Below are 23,677 nucleotides of genomic sequence, written 5' to 3' on the forward strand. Positions count from 1 at the left end.
AAAAAAATCACGAATTAATATTTATGCAAAATAACAATTCGTGAACTTGTGACAAAAATTTAGAAGCTGTTTTAGTTGATTTCTACAACAATATCTTCTAAGTTTTTACGTACTTTTTTTAAGTCTTTCATATAATCGTCTTTAGCCCTAAAACCAACAGGTAAAACTAATACAGAAGTTAAATTTTGTGCTTTTAATTTTAAAATTTCATCATATTTTTCTGGATTAAAACCTTCCATAGGGCAAGCGTCTATTTTTTCTAATGCGCAAACCGTAAGTAAATTACCCAATGCAATATAGGCTTGGTTTTTGTTCCAAAGTGCCAATTCTTCTTGTGTTTTTTGTGCAATTTGAGCCGCTAAAAATTCTTTAAACGGATTTAAAATTTCATCTGGAGTTTGCCTAACTTTTTTCACCAAATTAAAATAGCTTTCAATCTCTTTAGTTTCATAAGTTTTAGGGATGCAAATTACCAATAGGTGAGAGGCTTCTAAAACCTGAGGCTGATTCATAGAATGCAAAACCAGTTCTTCTTGAATGGCTTTGTTTTGAATAACGATTAATTTTAATGGTTGTAAACCATAAGAAGTTGGCGTTAAATTAAAGGCTTCTTTTAGTGTATGTATTTGTGTAGCTGAAAGTGTTTTTTCTGTATCAAATTTCTTAACAGCATATCTCCATTGTAAACTTTCTATTGTATTCATAATCTTTGTTGTAAATAACAAAAATACATCAATAGATGTTGAAACAGTTAAGTTTCTATTGGTAATATTGATACACATATAAATTTTTTGTACCTTGAAAATAAAAAGGATGAAAGAAGATTTTTTGTATTACGTGTGGCAATACAAACTCTTTTCTAGTACTAGTTTATGTACTACAGATGGCAAACAAATTCTTGTTAAGAAAACTGGAGCTCATAATAGAAATGAAGGTCCAGATTTTTTAAATGCACAAATTCAGATTGAACATCAACTTTGGGTAGGTAATGTAGAAATGCATGTAAAATCTTCGGATTGGTATTTACACAAACATGAAGAAGATGCAAATTACGATGCTGTAATTTTACATGTTGTTTGGGATTATGATGCGGATATTTATATGAAAAACAACAATATTTTACCAACTTTAGAATTAAAAAATTTGGTTGATAAAAATGTGTTACAGAATTACAATCACTTAATTTATCAAAAACAAAAATGGATTCCTTGTGAAAATCAAATAGATTTGGTGAATCCATTTGTAATTGATAATTGGTTAGAACGTTTGTATTTTGATCGTTTAGAACAGAAATCAAACCTTATTAAAAATTTGCTTAAAACTGAAAATTTCGATTTCGAAGCTGTACTTTTTCAAATTTTAGCAAAAAATTTCGGACTAAAAATTAACGGAGATGCTTTTTTGCAATTGGCGCAATCTTTAGATTTTTCTGTGGTTAGAAAAGTGCGTTTTAATGAGGGGCAATTAACAGCTTTATTTTTTGGTCAAGCAGGGTTTTTAGAAGATGAAATTGAAGAACATTATTATAAAGAATTAAAAAAGGAATATGAGTATTTAAAACATAAATATCAACTAAAATCAATTTCTAAAAATACTTTTCAGTTTTTTAGAATGCGACCTCAAAATTTTCCAACCATTCGAATTGCTCAACTAGCATCTTTGTTTTTTACACATCAAAATTTATTTTCTAAGTTGATGAGTATCAACAAAAAAGAAGGTTTTTATGACGTTTTTAATTTTGGAATTCAAGAGTTTTGGCAAACGCATTATACGTTTGAAAAGTCATCAAAAAAATCAACCAAAAAACTAACAAAATCTTTTGTAGATTTAATTTTGATAAACACCATTTTACCTTTAAAATTTGTGTATTTAAAGCATAAAAATGAATTGAAAGAAGAAGTGTTTTTACAATTGATAAAACAAATAAAGCCTGAAAAAAACAGTATAATTTCTAAATTTTCTGATTTAAAAATTGAAGCTAAAAATGCTATGGATAGTCAGGCTTTGTTATCGCTTAAAAACAACTATTGCACAAAGAAACGCTGTTTACATTGTGCAATAGGAAATAATTTATTGAGAAGGTAACTTTTATTTGGGATTTAAAATTTCCTTAATTTTAGCCATACAATCTCTATAATGGTATTTTGTAATTCTGTTTACAGCTCTATTTTTAGCAATGGTTAATTGAAAATTTAAGCTTTCTAATTCGCCTCTAAGTATAGAGCTAACATCTGAGTTTTTTGCCTCTTTATCGTTTAATAAAATACCCATTCTGTCTATTAAAGACTTTTGTAAATTACGTCTAAAAACATCTACATTTCTAACATAATTGGCTTCTGAGAAAATGCCAGTTCTTAAATCGCGAACCATACTTAAGGCATCGTAACTTTTAAGATTTATAATTTCTGCATCAATTAATCTTTCTAATCTAGAAGTATTTAATAGCGAATATAATTGTCTGTTTTGCAAACGTAAAATAGTATTTGTGTAGCCACTTTCATCAATATTGGCCAAAATCTTAGGATTCAACAACCATTTTTGTGTAGCAAAAGCATTTTTTTGTAACCAGACCATCGATTCTTTTTGCTTTTCTTTAGAAACAGGTTCGTAAACCAAACCTTCTTGAACAGGTTTTTTATTGAATTCGTAAACTCCACCAATATTACCAGTTACATGACCAACATATCTGCTCCAAACCCCAAGTAATTCGCCATATAACTCTGATAAATCTTCATAGTTATTGGTTTGATCAGAAGTCCATTCTGGTAAATTCTCTGCTACTATTTTTAAGTTTTTTATTCCGTAAGTAGAAGCTTTTACTTGGTCGTTTCCAATGCCTTCGGTTTGTGCAGAAGGATCAAAACGTTGTGCGCCAAATCTGTAAATTGGGTCATCAGCTTTTTCTTCAATCCATTTGTCTAAAGTTTTAACTTCTTGTTCAGGTGTTTTTGCACCAGGAATTTTACGATATCCCCAATTGATTGCATAATGATCATATGGACCTAATTGACGTACAAATCTTACGTTTTCATCACCTGGTTGAGCTATATAATTATAACGAGCATAATCCATAATTGTAGCAGCAATTCCCATTTTCTGGGTAAATTTTCCAGATCGTAAAGAATCTACAGGATATGCATAGCTTGCAGCCATATTATGAGGTAAACCCAAAGCATGACCCACTTCATGAGAAATTACCATGCGCATCATTTCACCAATTTCTTCTTCTGGAGTATCTAATGTTCTTGCTGAAGGATTAGCTGCACCAGTTTCTAATAAATATCTATTTCTATAAGAACGTAAATGATTATGATACCAAATAATATCGCTCTCAAGAATCTCTCCAGTTCTAGGATCAGAAACACTTGGCCCTGTGGCATTTCTTGTAGTACTTGCTACATATCTAATAGAAGAATAACGAACATCTTCCATGCTAAATTCTGGATCTTCTTCTTTGGTAGGAGGGTATTTTGCCATAATTGCATTTTTAAACCCAGCAGTTTCAAAAACTTTAGCCCAATCATCTACACCTTGTTTAATGTATTTTTTTAATTTATCTGGCGTACCAGGATCTAAATAATATACTATTGGTTTTTTAGGTTCTACCAATTCTCCTCTATTATAAGCGTCAAGGTCTTTAGGTTCTAAACGCCATCTTCTAATGTATCTTTTATCGTCTGCTTTTAAAGCTTCTGAGCTGTAATCTACATTACCAAGAGAAAAATAGCCTACTCTTTTGTCATACAATCTTGGCATCATTTTATCTTCTGGCAATACAATCATAGATTGATTTACACGAATTGTAATGGTATTTGTTCTAGAATTACTTGGAGGAGCATCTGCATCAAAAGTAAAATCTTGCACAACTTCTATGTTTTCTGGATAACTTTTTATAGAGTTGATAAAACTTCTAGAAGCATCTAATCTTCTTACTTTATAGGTTCTTCTATAACGTGCAGGTAAGGCAGAAATGGCTTTAATATCTGAGGTAAAAAATTTAGTTACATCAACCAAAACTGCAGTAGAATCTTGGTTTTGAGTTTTTATATCGAAAGCATAAATGATAGGTTCTAGATTGTTCACTTTTACGGATTTATAAATCGGCAAAGAATCATTGGCAACTGCGTTGTAAGATTTTACTTTTAATAAAATTTTATCTTGAAATTTTTCCCAAACCACAACTTGGGTGTTTATTTTAGAACCAGCATTTACATAACCACCACCTAAACCCGCAGGAATTTCTTTAATTCTAGTAACCAATAGCATTTCTTTACCTAGATGCGACTCTGGTATTTCATAAATGAATTTATTGTTGGTGTTGTGTACTTTAAACAAACCTTCGTCTGTTTTTGTTTTTGAAGTTACAAAATCTGAATATTTTGGAGTTTTGCTCTTTTTTGCTTTTGGAGCTGCTGTTTGAACTGTTTGTTCTTTTTTAGATTTCTTTTTTTGAGCTCTTACCTCAGTTTTAAAGGCAAAAACAGAAATCATTGAAAAGAGTAGTAGTTTTTTCATGTGTGTGTTTATTGAGAAATTAAGCTTCTAAAGTAAATAAAACCGCAGCTAGTATGTCTTTACGTTTTGTTAAAATATCTATAAAATGAATACGAATTGTTAATAATTTTATGACTTTTTGTTTAAATTGATTTTATTTATCAACCAAAATAAAGTTTAAGACAAAATTACTTTTTTACCAATTCTATACTTGTACAATTGATCTTGCTTGATGAAATAAACAATTGCACCTAAAGAAGAAACTATTTTTAATTATTAAAAATTATGCAACATGTAAAAGCTTAGTATAAACTTTTAAATTTAGTTGGATTCGATTCGTGCATAATAGCATACACTTTTTCGAAAATATCTTCAACAGAAGGTTTAGAAAAATAATCGCCATCAGTACCATAAGCAGGTCTATGTGGTTTGGAAGTTAGTGTAGATGGTTTGCTGTCTAGATACTGGTAACCATTTTGATTTTCTATTATTTCTTGTAAAATGTAGGCAGAAGCACCACCAGGAACATCTTCATCAACCACTAATAACTTGTTTGTTTTTGCTAAACTTTTTACACAATCTTTGGTTAAGTCGAAAGGTAGTAGACTTTGAGCGTCAATAACTTCGATATCAATACCTACTTGTCTTAAATCTTTTGCAGCTTCTAAAACTAAGCGTAAAGTTGATCCGTAAGAAACCACTGTAATATCTTTACCTTCTTTTACAGTTTCTACAATACCAATTGGCGTTTTAAAATCGCCCAAATTTGTAGGTAATTCTTCTTTTAAACGATATCCATTTAAACATTCTATTACCAAAGCAGGATCATCACCTTCTAAAAGTGTATTGTAAAAACCTGCAGCTTTGGTCATATTTCTTGGTACTAAAACATGTATGCCTCTAATATTATTTATAATTCCACCCATAGGCGAACCTGCGTGCCAAATTCCTTCTAATCTATGACCACGAGTTCTTATAATTAAAGGTGCTTTTTGTTTGCCGAAAGTTCTATATCGTAAAGTGGCTAAATCATCACTCATAATTTGTAGAGCGTACAACAAATAATCTAAGTATTGAATTTCTGCAATTGGTCGTAAACCTCTCATGGCTAAACCAATTCCTTGGCCAATTATGGTAGCTTCTCTAATACCTGTATCAGAAATTCTGATGTTGCCATATTTTTCTTGTAAACCTTCTAATCCTTGATTAACATCACCAATAAAACCAGCATCTTCTCCAAAAATTACTACATTTTGATGCTTTTTAAGAATGGCATCAAAATTATCTCTCATAATAATTCTGGCATCTACTAAGTTTTTTTCTTGACTATAAGTTGGTGCTTTATCTAAAACTTCTAAAGCACTTAAATCGGTTTCGCTAGTTAAGTGTGTTGAATATTTTTGATAAGCTTCTTTTAGTAATGATTTTATATAAATTTGGATTGCAATTTTTTCTACAGAATGTTCATCTCTTAAATACCACAGGCATTTTCTAACTGTTGATAAAATATCTTTACGAGTTGGTTCTGTTATTGCGTTTAAGTCGTTTTTATATTTTAGAATAAAAGGTTTGTTAGCACTTTTTTGTGCCGCTTTTTCTAGTAATTCAGAAGCATCTAGTCTTTCTGATTTTATTTCGTTAAGAAATGCATTCCAAGCATTTCTTTTTGCATTGGTTACTTCTTTTTTAGCTTCTTTTTCTAAAATGATTAAATCTGTTTCATCTTCTACAAAACGCAATACGTCTCCAGTTTCTGTTTCTAGCTCAAAGTCTAAAATCCATTCGCGCATTTTAGTGATACAATCGTGGTTTTTTTCCCATTGTAAACGCTCTTTAGATTTGTATCTTTCGTGAGAACCAGACGTAGAATGGCCTTGTGGTTGCGTTAATTCTTTTACGTGAATTAAAACAGGTACATGTTCTTCGCTAGCTAGTTTTGCTGCTTTTTGGTAAACATCTACCAATTGCACATAATCCCAACCATTAATTACAAAAATTTCGTAACCTTTATTTTTATGATCTCTTTGAAATCCTTTTAAAATTTCTGAGATGCTTTCTTTTGTAGTTTGATGTTTTGCGTGTACAGAAATTCCATATTCATCATCCCAAACGCTCATTACCATTGGTACTTGTAGAACACCTGCAGCGTTTATGGTTTCGAAAAATAAACCTTCGCTTGTACTTGCATTACCAATTGTACCCCAAGCAACTTCATTACCATTTATAGAAAAGTTGGTGTTGTTTTTTACACTTTTTTCGTTTCTATAAATTTTTGATGCCTGAGCTAAACCTAAAAGACGTGGCATCTGGCCAGCAGTAGGAGAGATGTCTGAGCTTGAATTGTATTGTTTTGTTAAGTTTTTCCAGGTTCCATTATCGTGTAAACTGTGGGTTGCAAAATGCCCTCCCATTTGTCTACCTGCAGACATTGGATCTGCGTTAATGTCTGTATGAGCATACAAACCTGCAAAAAATTGTTGTGCTGTAAGCTCACCAAGAGCCATCATAAAAGTTTGATCTCTGTAATAGCCAGATCTAAAATCACCTTTTTTAAAGGCTTTAGCCATAGCTAATTGCGGTACTTCTTTTCCATCGCCAAAAATACCAAACTTTGCTTTACCAGTAAGCACTTCACGTCTTCCTAATAAACTACATTCTCTACTAATTCTTGCAATTTTATAGTCCTTTAACACTTCTTTTTTAAATTCGTTAAAAGAAATTTCTTGAGTGTTTAAAGCGACAGGTTGTTGCAACATAGTTTTCTGAATTTTTATGATGCAAAGATAGTTTTTTTAATTGATATTTAAAAATATCAAATTTGATTGAGAATATGATAATTAAATCTTGATTTACTTGTGTTTTGTTAATAATTACACAATATATATGTTTTTGTTTGAATTTATATGAAAATACCTTTAAATATTGAGAAAATTATGTGGTTTTATATATACTAGAGGTTGTTGTTATAATCTTTTTCAAAATAATTGTCCGAACAAAAAACAAATTAATATGAAAACTTAATTTAGTCGTTTGCTCTCTTATAGGCATTGTTTTAATATTTATTACTAACAAAATTTATTCGGAAAAAAAATATATGTTTTAAAGCAATCCTCTTCTAAAGAAGTTGTAAATAGAACCAAGGTCTGCAGTTATTGTAAATCTAATTTTTTCTGCATATGAAGGCTGAGATATTTCCCATCCGTTATTAGAATATAATGGAAAATACACTTCGAAAATGTGATGTACAAAATTAAAACGAATTCCATTATTATAACCAAAGTAAATAGGGTTGGTTTTGTTTTTTAGAAATGCAACATCATTGTAAAATTCTACCCATCTCCATAAACCGAAGCTAGAGTTAAAAGCCAACATATATTGATTTGCAAACCTTGTTGGCAATACCGATTTAAATCCACCTTCTGCAATAATAAATTGCTGACTAAAAAAACCGCTGCTTTCTGATCTACCAAAATAATTGAGTTGAAATAAATAATCGTTTGCTCTATCTAAACCAAAACTAAAATAATTGCTTTTAGTAGCATTGTGTAAAAAAGCACCTGCAAAAATTCTAAAATCTAACTGTGTATTTGAGGTTGATAAAGATCTAAAACGAACATCAGCAGCAAGTTTAGAGAAATTTTGCGCAACTTCTAAGCTAAATTTATATCTAAATTCTTTAATTATATCTGGGTTTACATAATTATAACTTAAACTAAAAACACTGTAGCTATCTTCGTCTGTTCTAGTTTGTTGTAAAGGAATTTCTTTATCTATATGCACTAATTTTGCCTGTATGGATTCGTGAGTTGCATCTCTTAAATTTTTTCTTTTAAAAATTAAGTTTACATAAGGTACAATGGCTAGATAAGATAAGTTAGGCGCGTAATCTGAAGTTGATCCAGAAACACCATAAAGAATTCTGTAAATGTTGGTTTCTTCGAAATATTGATTATACCTTACTGAAAAAGATCCTGTTAAGGCATTGTTTTTTGTGGCGTAAGAAGGGGCTAAAGAGAATTCTAAATTTCTTTTAATTAAAGGTTTGTTGTGTAAACTTAGGCCTAAAATTAATCCGTTGTAAAAGTTATAGCTAAAATTTGGTTGATAAAATACTTGATTGTAATACGGATCTTGAATGTCTTTTATTAAGCTGAACTTTAAAGGTTTATTAAATATTTTGTGCTTTAGTCGTTTCCAATTGTCTAAAGTATTCAACTCCGGATATAAATTTTCGTAATTTAATGCTACTTTATTAATGTCTTTATTAGGTATAAAAACAGTTGCTGTATCTTCTACATCTGTAACCCATTTTTTATATTTTATTTCTTTGTCTTTTAACCCATAAAGTAAAACAGGAGTTGTAATATTTCTTTTGTTTTTAATAGTTACAGCAACACTATCTTCTTTTACAACAACCTGATTTATAGTATGATCAATTTTTTTATTGGTATTAATAAAATCAGTAAAAAACCAATCTAAATCTTTGTTTGTTTTGTTTGATAATAATTTTTTAAAATCATTACTCGAAATCGTTTTTTTCTGATTCGTTTGATAAAATTCTTTAATGGTTCTATTCAAAATACTATCACCCAAATATCCTTTTAAGTATCGAAAAGCCAAGCCAGATTTGTATTTGTTGGCAATTTTTCTGTTAAAATTAGATAAAGAATCTGCAGAAGTAGTAAGAGATTGATCTAAAAAACGGCGCGAAATAAATTGATAAATTAGTGGATATTGATCGTTAAAATCTGATTTTGAAAAATAGAATCGTTTTAAAAACCAAGCCTTAGAAAATTTACCAATCAGTTTTTTATTCGGATAGAATTCATCAATATATTCCATCATTAGATAGTTTTGCAAACCATCTAAATACCAATTGTCTTTTCTTTTGTTAAACAGCAACGTATTTTCAATAAATTTAATGCTTAAAGCTTTAAACATTGTAATTTCTGTTTTAAATTCTTCAGAAAAAGGACGAACAAAACTTGGCAATTGTGTTAATCCATATACAGGGTCTTTGCTTTGCGTAATTTTATCAATATAAATTTCTTTATGAGGATATTTTCCCAAGAATTTTTCTAAAAATTTGATGTTTTTATTTAATAAATTTGTGGCAGTTTCGTATTCGATTTCTTCTTTAAAAACATCTGTATAAACTGCTATTTCTTTGGTTTTGTAGGTTTTTAATTGTTTCTTTTTATTGATGCCAAGAATTACATCAGTTTTGCGTTTTCCTACTAAATAATAACTGTTAACGTTTTCTTTTTTGGTGATGTATTGATACAGATTACTTTCTAAAACATAGTCTTTAGGAACATCAATCTCTACTATAAAATCGGTGGCTTTTTCATATAAATCATCAATGTTAAGATTACTCATTAATGCCCAGCCATTATTGTAAACAGCAGGTGTAATGTACCAAAAACGCAAATGATAACCTTGTTTTGTTTTTCCATAACCTGTAAAAGAAGCACTTGGTATTTTTACAGCATAGGATAAATTTATTTTGGCAGTATCTTTTGGGATTAAAGGTTTTTGAAGCTCTATTTTTAAAATATCGGGTTGCTTTTTCAACTCGTTAAAAGAAGTAGTTTCAAAATTTACATTTAGGTTTTTTATCGTAGTTTTTCCTAACGCTTCTTCTTTGGCAAAATATAAATCTTTTCTGTAATCTTTAATAAATCGTTTTGATAATGGTGTTTTTCGATCTCTAAAACTGTTAGGCCAATTGTGTAAATAAATAGTGTTTAAAATAGAATCTGAAGTGTTTATAAATAGTATTTCTTGATTTATAAGCAGTTCATTTTTGTTAGGATCTAAAGAACCTCTAATGGTTATTGAGTTTTCTTGAGCGTAACAAAATGTGAAACAACAAAAACAAAAAACAAATATATTTAAATTGAGTTTCAAATTAATATTTTACAAATTTTAGAGGTTGATATGCATCTGTTTTTAAATAATAAATTCCTTTAGAAAAAGTACTAGTGTCTATGTTTAATTTATCTTTATTAATATTTTTAGTTTGATAAATTATTTGACCAAGTTGATTGTAAATGATAATTGAATTCACTTTTTCTTTTACAGCTAGGGTTACATTATTTGTAACAATATTAGTGTTTATAAATGAAACTGGTTGATAATTTTTAGGAATTGACAAAGTATTTTTAGGTGTTTCTATTTCCATTACAATAGGTAAATGATCGCTAAAATAATATAAAGCATTTCTTAATTCCTGCGAAAAAGTACCTGTACAATTCGAATTGCTTACATACGAGTTATAGCAATTGCCATTGTTACCAATGGTTTTGTAACTATCATTTACATAATAAAAATCTGAACTTGTCGTAAAATTTTTAGACATCATAATAAAATCGAAACGATCGTCCATTCCTCCTCCAGCACCATCTCCATTTACTTGAGAATTTCTTGTAGATTGTGAGTGCACATCTGCAAAAGAACTATTGTTCCAGAAATATGTGGAGTTATAATCATCATCAAAATAATCTTTGTTGTCATCAGGAAAAACAGGACAAAGTCTATTAACTGGATCTACAATCTGAATTGCGTTATTAGGATCTATTAATTCTTGAAAACCTTCTTCGTTACTGGTATAAAAATTAAAATCTCCTGCAAAAATAATATTGGCATCGTCTCTAAACTTCTCTAGATAATTGTTAAAATCTTGAATAGAATTTAGTCTTTTTTCTCTGTTTGTATTACCTGATGATGCTTTTAAATGAGTTACAAAAACCTCTAAAGTTATGGGCTCTATATCAGCATTTTCTGTATTTAATTTAAAGGTGTAATGATTAATGTCTCTTATATTTGTGGGTACTACATTGCTACTTTCTAAAATTAATTTTTTAGAGTTGTAGTAAACCATTTGCAATAAGCCAGTTGCTGGTGAATTACTATATCTAAATTCTGCTTTTTTAAAATCGGTATTGTTAGGTAACACTGCATTATTAAATAAATAATTAGATGCAGTTTCATTTTTAAGTTCGCAAACCATAAACAAATCTGGTTGCACATTTTGTAAAATGGTACTTAAATATGGCGTTCTATTTTGACTGTTAAAATCAGAATCGTAGTTTAATAAATTGTAAAACATTGTTTTTACTGTTGTTTGGCTGTTTATCGAAAAGCCATAAAATAAAAGCAAAAAGAGGATGTTTTTTTTAATCATTAAAAGTTCGGTTTTAATTTATATTTGGCGTAGAATTTGTTAAAGTGATCAACGGCTTCATCTGCAGTATCTACAACTCTAAACAGATTTAAATCATCTTCGCTAATATTACCTTCTGCAATAAGTGTGTTTTTAATCCAATCTAATAAGCCAGCCCAAAATTTTCTACCAACTAAAACAATTGGAAAACGACCAATTTTTTTTGTCTGAATTAAAGTTATGGCTTCAAAAAGTTCATCCATAGTGCCAAAACCACCAGGCATTACTACAAAACCTTGAGAGTATTTTACAAACATTACTTTACGTACAAAAAAGTAATCGAAATCTAAACTTTTACCTGGATCAATCCAAGGATTGTCATGTTGTTCAAAAGGTAGTTCTATGTTTAAACCCACAGAAAGTCCTTTTCCTCTATTAGCACCTTTATTACCAGCTTCCATAATTCCTGGGCCACCACCAGTAATAACGCCAAAACCGCTTTGCGTTAATTTAAAAGCAACTTCTTCTGCTAATTTATAATAAGGATGATCTGGTTTTGTACGTGCAGAACCAAAAATAGAAACACAAGGTCCTATTTTACTTAAACGCTCGTAACCTTCTACAAATTCTGCCATTATTTTAAAAATAGCCCAAGAATCGTTTGTTTTTATTTCGTTCCAAGTTTTTGGTTGAAATTTTTCTTTTATTTTTCTGTCTTCGTTAATCATCTCTAAATATTTTTATCAATTTGTAATTAAGCTAATTCTTTTTTCAAAAATTTAGCTGTGTAACTTGTTTTGTGTTTTGCTACTTGTTCTGGAGTTCCTGTGGTTAAAATTTTTCCACCTTTTTTTCCACCTTCCATACCAACATCAATAATATAATCTGCTAATTTTATAACGTCTAAATTATGTTCTATAATTAAAACTGTATTTCCTTTATCTGCAAGTTTGTTAAGTACTTCCATTAAAACACGAATGTCTTCGAAATGTAAGCCTGTTGTAGGTTCATCTAAAATATAAAATGTGTTTCCTGTATCTCTTTTCGATAATTCTGATGCTAATTTAATTCGCTGAGCTTCTCCACCAGAAAGTGTTGTAGATTGTTGACCAAGTGTAATATAGCCCAAACCAACATCTTTAATTGTTTTTAATTTTCTGTGGATTTTAGGTATGTTCTCAAAAAAATCTGTGGCATCTTCTATGGTCATTTCTAACACATCAGAAATAGATTTTCCTTTATATCTGATTTCTAAAGTTTCTCTGTTAAAACGTTTTCCTTGGCAAGTTTCACATTCTACTTGTACATCAGGTAAAAAATTCATTTCAATTACACGAACTCCACCTCCTTGACAAGTTTCACAGCGTCCACCTTTTACATTAAAAGAAAAACGACCAGGTTTGTAACCACGAATTGCAGCTTCTGGAGTTTTTGCAAATAAACTTCTAATTTCATCAAAAGTTTTGGTGTACGTTGCTGGGTTAGACCTTGGTGTTCTACCTATTGGAGATTGATCAATATCGATCACTTTATCCACATGTTCTAAGCCTTCAATTTTTTTATAAGGCATTGGTTTTTTTACACCTCTATAAATGTGTGCATTTAAAATAGGATACAGTGTTTCGTTAATTAATGTCGATTTTCCACTACCAGAAACCCCTGTAACACAAATCATTTGGCCAAGAGGAAAATCAACAGAAACATTTTTAAGATTATTACCAGAAGCACCTTTAATAGAAATGGTTTTTCCATTGCCTTCTCTACGTTTGTTAGGAACTTCAATTTTTTTTCTACCTGTTAAATAATCTGTAGTTAAAGTTTCGTTTTTTATAATCTCATTATAAGTACCAATACTTACAATTTCTCCACCATGTTTTCCAGCACCAGGCCCAATATCTAAAACATAATCAGCTTTTTTCATCATGTCTTCATCATGCTCTACTACTAAAACAGAATTACCAACATCTCTTAATTTTATTAAAGAATCTATTAATTTTTGATTATCTCTTTGATGTAAACCAATACTTGGCTCATCTAAAATATATAAAACACCTACTAATTGTGAGCCAATTTGAGTAGCCAAACGAATTCTTTGAGCTTCTCCACCAGAAAGTGATTTCGATGTTCTGTCTAATGTTAAATAATCTAAACCAACATCTAATAAAAACTGAATACGAGTTTTTATTTCTTTTAATATTTCTGTTGCAATTGTAAGCTGTTTTTCTGATAGATTATCTTGAATATTAGCAAACCATTTAGCAAGTTCAGTAACATCCATTTGAGCCAAATCACTGATATTTTTATCGGTAATTTTAAAATGAAGTGCTTCTTTTTTTAATCGTTTTCCATTACAATTAGAGCAAGTAACTTCGTCCATAAAACCTTTAGCCCAACGTTTAATTGTAGTGCTTTCGGCATTTTTATATTGATTGCTGATAAAAGCAACAATTCCTTCAAAATCTATTTTGTAATTTCTAGTGACACCAACAACTTTAGATTCAATTTTAAAAGTTTCGTTACCACCGTTTAAAATAATTTCTAAAGCTTCTTTTGGAATGTCTTTAATTGCATCTGTTAATTTAAATTGATAACGTTCTGCAATATTTTGTATTTGTTTAAAAATCCAACTATTTTTTTGTTCCCCTAAAGGAGCAATTCCTCCATTTTTTATAGAGATATTATCATCAGGAATAACTTTTTTTAAGTTGATTTCTTGCGTAATTCCCAAACCATTACATTTGCTGCACGCGCCTTTTGGTGAGTTAAATGAAAAGGTGTTTGGTTCAGGATTTGGATATGCAATTCCTGTTGTTGGACACATCAATTCACGGCTAAAATAACGAGGATTGTTATCATCAATATCAATAACCATCATAATATTATTACCAGAATATAACGCTGTTTTTATAGTTTCGTCTAATCTTTTTTCTGATGATTCATTTACCAAAAGTCGATCGATAACCACTTCAATATCATGCGTTTTGTATCGATCTAAACGCATTCCTTTTTCAATCTCTCTAATTTCACCATCCACACGAACTCTTAAAAATCCTTGTTTAGAAATTTGTTCAAATAGTTCACGATAATGTCCTTTTCTCGATTTAATTAAAGGCGCTAAAACTGCAATTTTTTTATTGTCAAAATCTTTTAGAATCAGTTCTTTTATTTGTTCATCAGAGTAACTAACCATTTGCTCACCAGTGTTGTAAGAATAAGCATCAGCAGCTCTTGCAAATAGAAGTCTCAGAAAATCGTAAATTTCGGTAATGGTACCTACTGTAGAACGTGGACTTTTGTTAGTTGTTTTTTGTTCTATAGAAATTACAGGGGATAGACCATCAATTTTATCTACATCAGGTCTTTCTAAACCGCCCAAAAATTGTCTGGCATAAGCAGAAAAAGTTTCAATATAACGTCTTTGTCCTTCAGCATAAATGGTGTCGAAAGCCAATGAAGATTTTCCACTACCACTTAAACCAGTAATAACAACTAGTTTTTCTCGCGGAATTTTTACATCTATATTTTTTAAATTGTGAGCTCTTGCTCCGTAAACTTCAATGTATTCTTGGTCTTTCAATAAATAGGAAATTTTGCAAAGGTGCAAAGTTAATCAATCTCTATTACTTTTTAATTAAAATGAAAGTATTCGATAAAGTTTGCCTAGTTTTTTCTAAATTCACAATGAAAATTATTTTTCTTAGCAAATTGTAATTTATTAGATTGTATTTTTATCAAACTTAATTTTAACGATTTTAAGATAAATCAACTCATTATAGTATCTTGCATTAAAAGTTTTAGAAATGAATTTTATACATTCCATCAGACATTTTTTTGAAAAACATGGTTTTGGTGTGTTTTCTAGGTTAGCAGATCGTTTAGGAATTAGAGCTAAAAATGTGCGTATTTACTTTGTGTACATTACCTTTTTTACAGTGGGTTTGTCTTTTGGATTGTATTTAACATTGGCTTTTTTAATAAAGCTAAAAGACTTGGTTTATACCAAAAGAACGTCGGTTTTTGATTTATAATTTATGAGAATATTAGGGTCTAAAATTTATAAGATATTATTTTTAGCTTTTTCAATTTTAGTAATTGGTACAATTGGGTATATGATTTTGTCTCATTATTCTTTTGTAGACGCTCTTTATATGACAGTAATCACTGTAACTACAGTAGGTTTTGGAGAGGTACACCCTTTTTCGCCAGAAGATAAAATTTTTACAATATTTTTAATTTTAACAAGTATTACTATTTTTGGTTATGCAGTTTCTGCATTTTCAGAATATTTGGTTAGCGGTCAATTTTTTGAACATTTTAAACATAGAAGAGTGGAAAAACAAATAGCACATTTAGAAGGGCATACAATTGTATGTGGTTATGGTAGAAATGGAAAACAAGCTATTGTTAAACTCCAAAATTATAATAAAGATTTTGTGGTTGTAGAAAAAAATAAAGAAATGATTGCTTTGTTAGATGAACATGGAATATTGAATATAGAGGGAGACGCCACCTTAGATGAAACCCTTTTAAGAGCAGGAATTACAAAAGCGAGTTCTTTAATTGCAGCTTTACCTTCGGATGCTAATAATTTATTTATTGTGCTTACAGCAAATCAATTAAACAATAATTGTAGAATTATAAGCAGAGCCTCTAAAGAAACGTCGTATAGTAAATTAAAAATTGCAGGTGCAGATAATGTAATTATGCCAGATAAATTAGGAGGTAATCATATGGCATCTTTAGTTACAACTCCAGATGTAATTGAGTTTGTAGATCGATTAACTATTGAAGGTGAAACTACAGCAAATTTAGAAGAAATTGATGTAGATGAATTGCCAAAAAAATATTTAGGAAAAACAATTTTAGATTTAGATTTAAGAAGACAAACGGGTTGCACTGTTATAGGTTTTAGAAATCCAGATAAAGATTATGTTATAAATCCAGAGGCATCTACACCTTTAGTTCAAGGAGCGCATTTAATCGTTTTGGGTAGACCAGAACAAATATCTAAACTTAGAGAATTGTTTTAAATGAAAAAAGTAGTTATTACCGGTAGTAATGGATTGCTAGGTCAATCTTTATTAAAATTATTATTAAATTATAAAGAAGATTTCGAAGTGTTTGGATTTTCTAAAGGTAAAAATAGAAGTGGAAGACAAGATTTTACCTATGTTTCTATTGATATTACAAACCAAGAAAATCTAAAAAACACTATACATAATATTAAGCCAGATTTTATTATTAATACAGCAGCAATGACACAGGTTGATGTTTGCGAAAATAATAAAGAAGCTTGCGATTTGTTAAATGTTTCCGTTGTAAAATGGTTGACAGAAATTTCATCAGTATTAAAAATTCATTTAATTCACCTTTCTACGGATTTTATTTTCGATGGTAAAAAAGGCTACTATAAAGAAACAGATACTCCAAATCCATTGAGCTATTACGGATTATCAAAATTAAAAGCCGAAGAAATTTTGATAAACTCTAATATTGATTTTTCTATTCTAAGAACTATTTTGGTTTATGGTAAAGTGTTTGAAATGAGCAGGAGTAATATTGTGCTTTGGGTAAAAAGTAGTTTAGAGCAAGGCAAAGAAATTACGATTGTAGATGATCAATTCAGAATGCCAACTTTTGTAGATGATTTAGCCTTAGCGTGCAAAATTACTATGGATAAAAATGCAAAAGGTATTTATCATATATCATCAAATAAATTATTAAGTGTTTACGAAATTGCACAGCAAGTGGCAGAAGTATTTGAATTAGATAAAGGTTTAATCAAACCAATTTCATCAACAACATTAAATCAAACTGCAAAAAGGCCACCTAAAACAGGTTTCGATTTGTCGAAAACAAATAAAGAACTAGGTTTTTATCCAAAATCATTTAAAGAAGATTTACATAGGTTTAAAGAAACCTTAATCTAAAAATGACTTTTAACTGCTAAAAGTTGTTCAAAGAGCATTTTTTTAAGATATTGCACGTCAGTAAACTCAAAAAAAAACTAACAATACCATTATTATGAAGAAAAAACTTCTTTCGTTATTGCTTTTAGCATTTCCTATTATATCATTTGCACAAAGCACAACAGATAGCATAGACGCAACTTTTAAAGATTATACAGGTTGGTTTGTAGATGCTATTTTCTATGAAATTCCGTTTTCTGATACATTTCAAATACCATGGGTATTAATTGTATTAATTGGTGGTGCTTTATTTTTTACATTTTACTTTAAATTTATCAATTTTACGGGTTTTTTAACAGCTATACAAGTAGTTAGAGGTAAATACGAAGATATAGAAAAACATGGTGTGGATAAACTTTATGGTGAAAACGCACAACAAATAATCGATGACAAAGAGAATAACGAAAAAGCTTATGGAGATCAAACTCCAGGTGGAGATTTAATTGAAACAATTAGAGATGAAAGTGCAGATGGAGAAGTTTCTCACTTCCAAGCATTAACTGCTGCATTATCTGCTACAGTTGGTTTAGGTAATATTGCTGGTGTTGCAGTAGCGTTATCTATTGGTGGACCAGGAGCAACATTCTGGATGATAGTTGCTGGTCTTTTAGGAATGGCATCAAAATTTGCAGAATGTACATTAGGTGTAAAATATAGAGATGTGGGTGAAGATGGTACTGTTTATGGAGGGCCAATGTATTACCTTACAAAAGGATTAAAAGAAAAAGGAGCAGGTGGTTTTGGAAAAGTATTAGCAGTTTTGTTTGCTATTTTCGTAATCGGTGGTTCTTTTGGTGGTGGAAACATGTTTCAAGCCAACCAAGCTGCAGCTCAATTTACAAAACTTTTTGAATTAACAGGGCCAAATTCGGGCTTATATTTTGGTATAGTTATGGCTGCGTTAGTGGCAGTTGTAATTATTGGAGGTATTAAAAGAATTGCTTCTGTAACCGAAAAAGTTGTGCCGTTTATGGCAGGTATTTATGTATTGGCTGCTTTAATCATCTTGTTTGCTAATTTTAGTTTAATAGATGATGCCTTTGCTTTAATTTTCGAAGGAGCATTTTCTGGATTAGGTATTGCTGGTGGTTTAATAGGTGTAATGATTCAAGGAATTCGTAGAGGAGCTTTCTCTAACGAAGCTGGTGTAGGTTCAGCTGCAATTGCACACTCTGCAGTTAGAACAAAATATCCAGCAAGTGAAGGTATTGTTGCTTTATTAGAACCATTTGTAGATACAGTAGTTATTTGTACTATGACAGCTTTGGTAATTATCATTACCAACTTCGATGGTCAGTTTATGGAGTATGGTGTAGAAATTAAGGAAGGTGTAGAGTTAACAGCTGTAGCTTTCGATTCTGTAATTCCTCATTTCTCAGTAGTCTTAACAATTGCGGTTATATTATTTGCATTTTCTACCATGATTTCTTGGTCTTACTATGGTATGCAAGGCTGGAAATTTTTATTCGGAAAAGGAAAAATAACTGATTTAGTATATAAAGTTTTATTCTTGTTATTCGTGATAGTAGGTGCATCTATTAGTTTAGGAGCGGTAATCGATTTTTCTGATGCAATGATATTTGCTATGGTGGTTCCAAATATAATTGGGGTAATAATGTTATCTCCGATAATTAAAAAAGAATTAAGTAAATACATGAATGCCATTAATAAAAAAGAAGAGGCAATTGAAGATGGTGCTGTAGATATTAACGACCACATGTAAAAAACAGTTATAATGAAAATATTCAAATCCCATTTCTGGTATACTAAAAGCCAAAGAAATGGGATTTTTTTATTGGCAATACTCATCCTAATTTTACAAGTTTTTATTTTTGTTGATGTTTTTAGTTCAGATGATAGTGTTGATGTTAATCAACCAGAAATTCTAGCACTTCAACAACAAGTTGATAGTTTAAAGTTGGTAGAAATCGAAGATAGAAAACCTAAGATTTACCCTTTTAATCCAAATTATATTACAGATTATAAAGGAGAACAATTGGGCATGTCTTTACAAGAAATTGATCGACTATTGACATACAGAAAAACCAATCAGTTTGTCAATTCTAAAGAAGAGTTTCAAAAAGTTACACAGATTTCAGATTCACTTTTAGCTAAAATATCACCTTATTTTAAATTTCCAGATTGGGTTGTAAAAAGAAATCAAAAAAAGAATTCTTCAAACTTGTCATTCCAGAGTAAGCAGGAATCTCAGTCCGATTACTATAAAAAACCAACTTATAAACTAACTACAACAGACATTAACAAAGCAACAGCAGAAGATTTAAGAACTATTAACGGAATTGGACCTGCTTTTTCAGAAAGAATTATTAAGTATCGTTCTAAATTACAAGGTTTTTCTTTTGCTAGTCAGCTTTATGAAGTGTGGGGTTTAGAAAAAGAAGTTGCAGACAAAGTCTTATCAGTTTTCAAAATTGTAGATAAACCTATCATTAAAAAAGTGAATGTAAATACTGTGGAATTCAAACAATTATTAAAAAATCCCTACATAGATTATGAGTTGTGTAAAAAGATTTTTAATTACAGAGATGAGGTTGCAGAGCTCCAAGATATCTCAGAATTAAAAAACATCGAGGGTTTTCCTTTAGATTTGTATGATAGAATAACCTTATATTTGTTGGCTGAATAATAAACTAAATTTCTAGCCTAATGAGCAGTATGTATTTTACTGAAGAACACGAATTTTTTCGTGCTAGTTTCAAAGAATTTTTACAGAAAGAAGTGGTTCCTCATGTTGATAAATGGGAAAAAAACGGAACAATAGATCGTTTTATCTGGAAAAAATTTGGAGAAATGGGGTATTTCGGTTTAGCTACTCCAGAAGCTTATGGAGGGTTAGATTTAGATTTATTTTACACAGTTATCTTTTTAGAAGAAATGCAAAAAATAAATTCGTGCGGATTTGCTGCAGCCATGTGGGCGCATGAATATTTAGCAATGACCCATTTAAACAAAGAGGGTAACGATTCTCAGAAGCAAAAATATTTAGCACCAAGTGTTCTTGGAGATATGATTGGTTGCTTGTGCATCACTGAGCCTTTTGGAGGTTCTGATGTAGCTGGCATGCGTTCTACAGCTATTAAAAAAGGAGACAAATACATCTTAAATGGTTCAAAAACATTTATTACAAATGGTGTGCTTTCAGACTATTTAATTGTATCTGCAAAAACAGATCCTACAGACAAATACAAAGGTATTAGTATGTTTATTGTAGACAGAAACTCAAAAGGATTATCAGCAACAATGTTAAATAAATTAGGTTGGAAAGCCTCAGATACAGGAGAAATCGCTTTCGATAATGTAGAAGTTCCTGCTGAAAACCTTCTGGGAGAAGAAGGCAAAGGTTTTCCTTATATTATGCAGCATTTTGCCTTAGAAAGGTTGTTAATGGGCGTAAATGCACATGCAAGAGCAGAATATGCAGTAGATTATGCAATTAAGTATATGGAAGAAAGAGTTGCTTTTGGCAAACCTTTAGATAGTTTCCAAGCCTTAAGACATAAAGTGGCAGAAATGGCAAGTAGAGTAGATATGTGTAGAGAATATAATTATTCTATTGCAAAACGTTTAGACGATGGGCAGTATGTAGTAAAAGAAGCAAGCATGTCTAAACTGCTATCAACAAAAATGGCAGACGAAGTAATTTACGAAGCACTTCAACTATTAGGAGGTTATGGTTATATGGAAGATTATCCAATGGCTCGTTTGTTAAGAGACAGCAGATTAGGACCAATAGGAGGAGGAACCTCTGAAATCTTAAAAGAGATTATCGCAAAAATGGTAATTGACGGGAAAGAATACAAGCCAGCAACATAGTTTTTTAAATTAGCTTTTTGCGAAAATAATCCTAAGATTATCGCAAAAATGGTAATTGACGGGAAAGAATACAAGCCAGCAACATAACTCTCCTGCAAGGTTTCCAAAACCTTGTAGGTATTGAGCAACTACAAATAAGGTGTATTAACTGCAAACTGCTACTGATAAACTGTCCACTAATTTGGGCGTTCCCTAAAGGTCGGGCTTTTCATTATAACTTTTTTATGCTGAATTTAGGTCAGTATCATCTTTTCAAGAAAGAGATTTCTATTAATAGACAAAAGTATAAGACAGATAAGCATAAAAAAGGATGCCATTGCAATCCCTAACGCAGGCCAATCTAAAAATTAATTGAATTAAAAATTTGTAATTCAGATTTAATAATTACATTTGCAGTCCAAAAATTATAAATCAGCAGTTTAACTGTTTTAAAAATATTTAAGATACTTATGAAGGGAGGTGCCAACAAATGTTAATTATACCTGTAAAAGAAGGAGAAAATATAGATAGAGCTTTAAAACGTTACAAACGAAAGTTTGACAGAACAAAGACAATGAAGAACTTACGTAACAGAAAGAACTTTACAAAGCCGTCTGTAGCTAAAAGAGCTCAAAGAATAAAAGCTTCATACGTTCAGAGATTAAGAACACAAGAAGAAGTAGGGTAGTGAAACTCAATTTTTACAAGTTTAAAAGACCAAGTAAAAATTGTAAGTTGAACTAGTCCCAATTTTAAATTGGCATCTACTCTAAAAGATACATCTCGCATCAAATTAATGATGCGAGTTTTTTTATGCCCAAAATTTTGTAAATTTAAAAAAAACAACAACCAATAATTGTGATTGATTCCTTTTTAGAATACTTATCGCTAGAAAAAAAATATTCTGTACATACAGTTACAGCATATAAAAACGATTTAATTTCATTTAAAGATTTTTTAGTTACAGAATTCAATCAAGAAAATTTATCAGAAGTACATTACAATCAAATAAGAACTTGGATTGTTTCTTTGGTCGATTTAAAGATTTCAAATCGATCAATTAATAGAAAAGTAAGTTCATTAAAATCTTTTTACAAATTTCTTCAGAAAACGCATCAAATAAAGGTTAATCCGCTCTCAAAACACAAAGCTTTAAAAGTTGAAAAGAAAATTCAAGTTCCTTTTAATGCTAGCGAAATAAATAAGGTAATAAACAACGTAAGTCACAAAAACGATTTCATCTCAGTGAGAAATAAGCTTATTGTAGAACTTTTTTATTCAACAGGTATTCGTAGAATTGAACTTATCAATATAAAACTAAGTGATATTAACTTTTCAGAAAGTACAATTAAGGTTCTTGGTAAAAGAAATAAAGAGCGTTTTGTTCCTTTGTTAAAATCTGTAAGTCAAACTTTAAACCAATATTTAGAGTTAAAGAAAGAATTTTCGATTGGTTTAGATGAACTTTTTATTACAAAAAAAGGAAATAAAATTTATGAAACTCTTGTTTACAGAATAATAAATTCTTACTTTAGTAGAGTCTCTACAAAAGAGAAAAAGAGCCCTCATATTTTAAGACATTCATTTGCCACACATCTTTTAAATGAGGGAGCAGATTTAAATTCAGTTAAAGAATTGCTAGGGCATTCCTCTTTAGCTTCAACGCAAGTCTATACTCATAATAGTTTAGAGACAATTAAACGAGTGTATAATCAAGCTCATCCAAGGAGCAGTAAAAAGAACAATGAAGTATGAAAGTATTCACCCAATCCGTAAATTTTAATGCAGACAAAGAATTAATTAAATTTGTAACCGAGAAAGTTTCAACTTTGAGTAGGTTTCACGACAAAATTGTTGATGCAGAGGTGTTTTTAAAAGTTCTAAACACAAGTGATAAAGAAAATAAAATCACCGAAGTTAAGATCAATGTACCTGGTAGTGAGTTAATTATTAAAAGAGAAACAAAAACCTTTGAAGAAGGTGTAAATGCTGCTGTAGATAATTTAAAAAGGCAATTAAAAAGATCAAAAGAGAAACATAGAGACTCTTTAATTTCATAAGAATAAAAAAAAGTAAAAAAAAATAAAAAAAAGTTTTTGGAATGTAAAAAAACTTTATACATTTGCAATCCGTTAGAAATAGCGGGTTGTTTTTTGTGAAACAAAAGCCGATGTAGCTCAGCTGGCTAGAGCAGCTGATTTGTAATCAGCAGGTCGTGGGTTCGAGTCCCTCCATC

General features: G+C 30.2%; 17 protein-coding genes. 10 read left to right on the forward strand and 7 right to left on the reverse strand.

Annotation, left to right across the window (positions count from 1 at the left end; translation table 11 throughout):
* Nucleotides 1–71: 71 nt before the first annotated feature.
* A complete protein-coding gene (locus ACWYN7_RS14005; protein WP_462860602.1) occupies nucleotides 72–704 on the reverse strand; it encodes an NAD(P)H-dependent oxidoreductase in 633 nt (210 codons plus the stop codon).
* Nucleotides 705–813: 109 nt separating this feature from the next.
* Here ACWYN7_RS14005 and ACWYN7_RS14010 point away from each other — a divergent pair, with 109 nt between their 5' ends.
* Nucleotides 814–2,085 carry a DUF2851 family protein gene (locus tag ACWYN7_RS14010; protein ID WP_462860603.1) on the forward strand — a complete coding sequence of 424 codons (1,272 nt, stop codon included), beginning with the start codon at nucleotides 814–816 and terminating at the stop codon, nucleotides 2,083–2,085.
* 3 nt (nucleotides 2,086–2,088) lie between these two features.
* Here the strand turns inward: ACWYN7_RS14010 and ACWYN7_RS14015 are convergent, their stop codons facing one another.
* The 6 genes from ACWYN7_RS14015 to uvrA all read right to left on the reverse strand — a co-directional run bounded on the left by ACWYN7_RS14015 (nucleotide 2,089) and on the right by uvrA (nucleotide 15,236).
* Nucleotides 2,089–4,515, reverse strand: coding sequence for a zinc-dependent metalloprotease (locus ACWYN7_RS14015; RefSeq protein WP_462860604.1), 2,427 nt, complete (start codon nucleotides 4,513–4,515; stop codon nucleotides 2,089–2,091).
* 281 nt (nucleotides 4,516–4,796) lie between these two features.
* Nucleotides 4,797–7,250 (reverse strand): alpha-ketoacid dehydrogenase subunit alpha/beta, encoded by a 2,454-nt coding sequence (locus tag ACWYN7_RS14020; RefSeq protein ID WP_462860605.1) that lies wholly within the window; start codon nucleotides 7,248–7,250, stop codon nucleotides 4,797–4,799.
* A 343-nt stretch (nucleotides 7,251–7,593) separates the two neighbouring features.
* Nucleotides 7,594–10,404 carry a gluzincin family metallopeptidase gene (locus ACWYN7_RS14025; protein ID WP_462860606.1) on the reverse strand — a complete coding sequence of 937 codons (2,811 nt, stop codon included), beginning with the start codon at nucleotides 10,402–10,404 and terminating at the stop codon, nucleotides 7,594–7,596.
* A gap of 1 nt (nucleotide 10,405) precedes the next feature.
* On the reverse strand, nucleotides 10,406–11,605 hold the full coding sequence (locus tag ACWYN7_RS14030; protein ID WP_462860607.1) for a T9SS type A sorting domain-containing protein: 1,200 nt from the start codon (nucleotides 11,603–11,605) through the stop codon (nucleotides 10,406–10,408).
* Nucleotides 11,606–11,679: 74 nt separating this feature from the next.
* Nucleotides 11,680–12,387, reverse strand: a complete 708-nt coding sequence (locus tag ACWYN7_RS14035) for an LOG family protein (RefSeq protein WP_462860608.1) — start codon at nucleotides 12,385–12,387, stop codon at nucleotides 11,680–11,682.
* Nucleotides 12,388–12,413: 26 nt separating this feature from the next.
* Nucleotides 12,414–15,236, reverse strand: coding sequence for an excinuclease ABC subunit UvrA (uvrA, locus tag ACWYN7_RS14040; RefSeq protein ID WP_462860609.1), 2,823 nt, complete (start codon nucleotides 15,234–15,236; stop codon nucleotides 12,414–12,416).
* Nucleotides 15,237–15,459: 223 nt separating this feature from the next.
* Between uvrA and ACWYN7_RS14045 the strand changes: the two genes are divergently transcribed.
* The 9 genes from ACWYN7_RS14045 to hpf all read left to right on the forward strand — a co-directional run bounded on the left by ACWYN7_RS14045 (nucleotide 15,460) and on the right by hpf (nucleotide 23,501).
* Nucleotides 15,460–15,687 carry a PspC domain-containing protein gene (locus tag ACWYN7_RS14045; RefSeq protein WP_462860610.1) on the forward strand — a complete coding sequence of 76 codons (228 nt, stop codon included), beginning with the start codon at nucleotides 15,460–15,462 and terminating at the stop codon, nucleotides 15,685–15,687.
* 3 nt (nucleotides 15,688–15,690) lie between these two features.
* Nucleotides 15,691–16,689, forward strand: coding sequence for a potassium channel family protein (locus tag ACWYN7_RS14050; protein ID WP_462860611.1), 999 nt, complete (start codon nucleotides 15,691–15,693; stop codon nucleotides 16,687–16,689).
* Entirely contained in the window at nucleotides 16,690–17,589 is a 900-nt protein-coding gene (locus ACWYN7_RS14055; protein ID WP_462860612.1) for an SDR family oxidoreductase, read from the forward strand.
* Between the two features lie 94 nt (nucleotides 17,590–17,683).
* Complete coding sequence (locus ACWYN7_RS14060) at nucleotides 17,684–19,351, forward strand: alanine/glycine:cation symporter family protein (protein WP_462860613.1); 1,668 nt, start codon at nucleotides 17,684–17,686, stop codon at nucleotides 19,349–19,351.
* Between the two features lie 12 nt (nucleotides 19,352–19,363).
* On the forward strand, nucleotides 19,364–20,275 hold the full coding sequence (locus ACWYN7_RS14065; RefSeq protein WP_462860614.1) for a ComEA family DNA-binding protein: 912 nt from the start codon (nucleotides 19,364–19,366) through the stop codon (nucleotides 20,273–20,275).
* A gap of 20 nt (nucleotides 20,276–20,295) precedes the next feature.
* Nucleotides 20,296–21,462 (forward strand): acyl-CoA dehydrogenase family protein, encoded by a 1,167-nt coding sequence (locus ACWYN7_RS14070; RefSeq protein ID WP_462860615.1) that lies wholly within the window; start codon nucleotides 20,296–20,298, stop codon nucleotides 21,460–21,462.
* A 469-nt stretch (nucleotides 21,463–21,931) separates the two neighbouring features.
* Nucleotides 21,932–22,129: a 30S ribosomal protein S21 gene (gene rpsU, locus ACWYN7_RS14075; protein ID WP_015480739.1), complete on the forward strand. Its 198-nt coding sequence runs from the start codon at nucleotides 21,932–21,934 to the stop codon at nucleotides 22,127–22,129.
* A 167-nt stretch (nucleotides 22,130–22,296) separates the two neighbouring features.
* Nucleotides 22,297–23,196 carry a tyrosine-type recombinase/integrase gene (locus ACWYN7_RS14080; protein ID WP_462860618.1) on the forward strand — a complete coding sequence of 300 codons (900 nt, stop codon included), beginning with the start codon at nucleotides 22,297–22,299 and terminating at the stop codon, nucleotides 23,194–23,196.
* On the forward strand, nucleotides 23,193–23,501 hold the full coding sequence (gene hpf / locus ACWYN7_RS14085) for a ribosome hibernation-promoting factor, HPF/YfiA family (protein ID WP_462860616.1): 309 nt from the start codon (nucleotides 23,193–23,195) through the stop codon (nucleotides 23,499–23,501). The genes ACWYN7_RS14080 and hpf overlap by 4 nt, the downstream gene beginning before the upstream one ends.
* Nucleotides 23,502–23,677: the final 176 nt, after the last annotated feature.

The sequence above is a fragment of the Polaribacter sp. M10 genome, assembly GCF_054968445.1.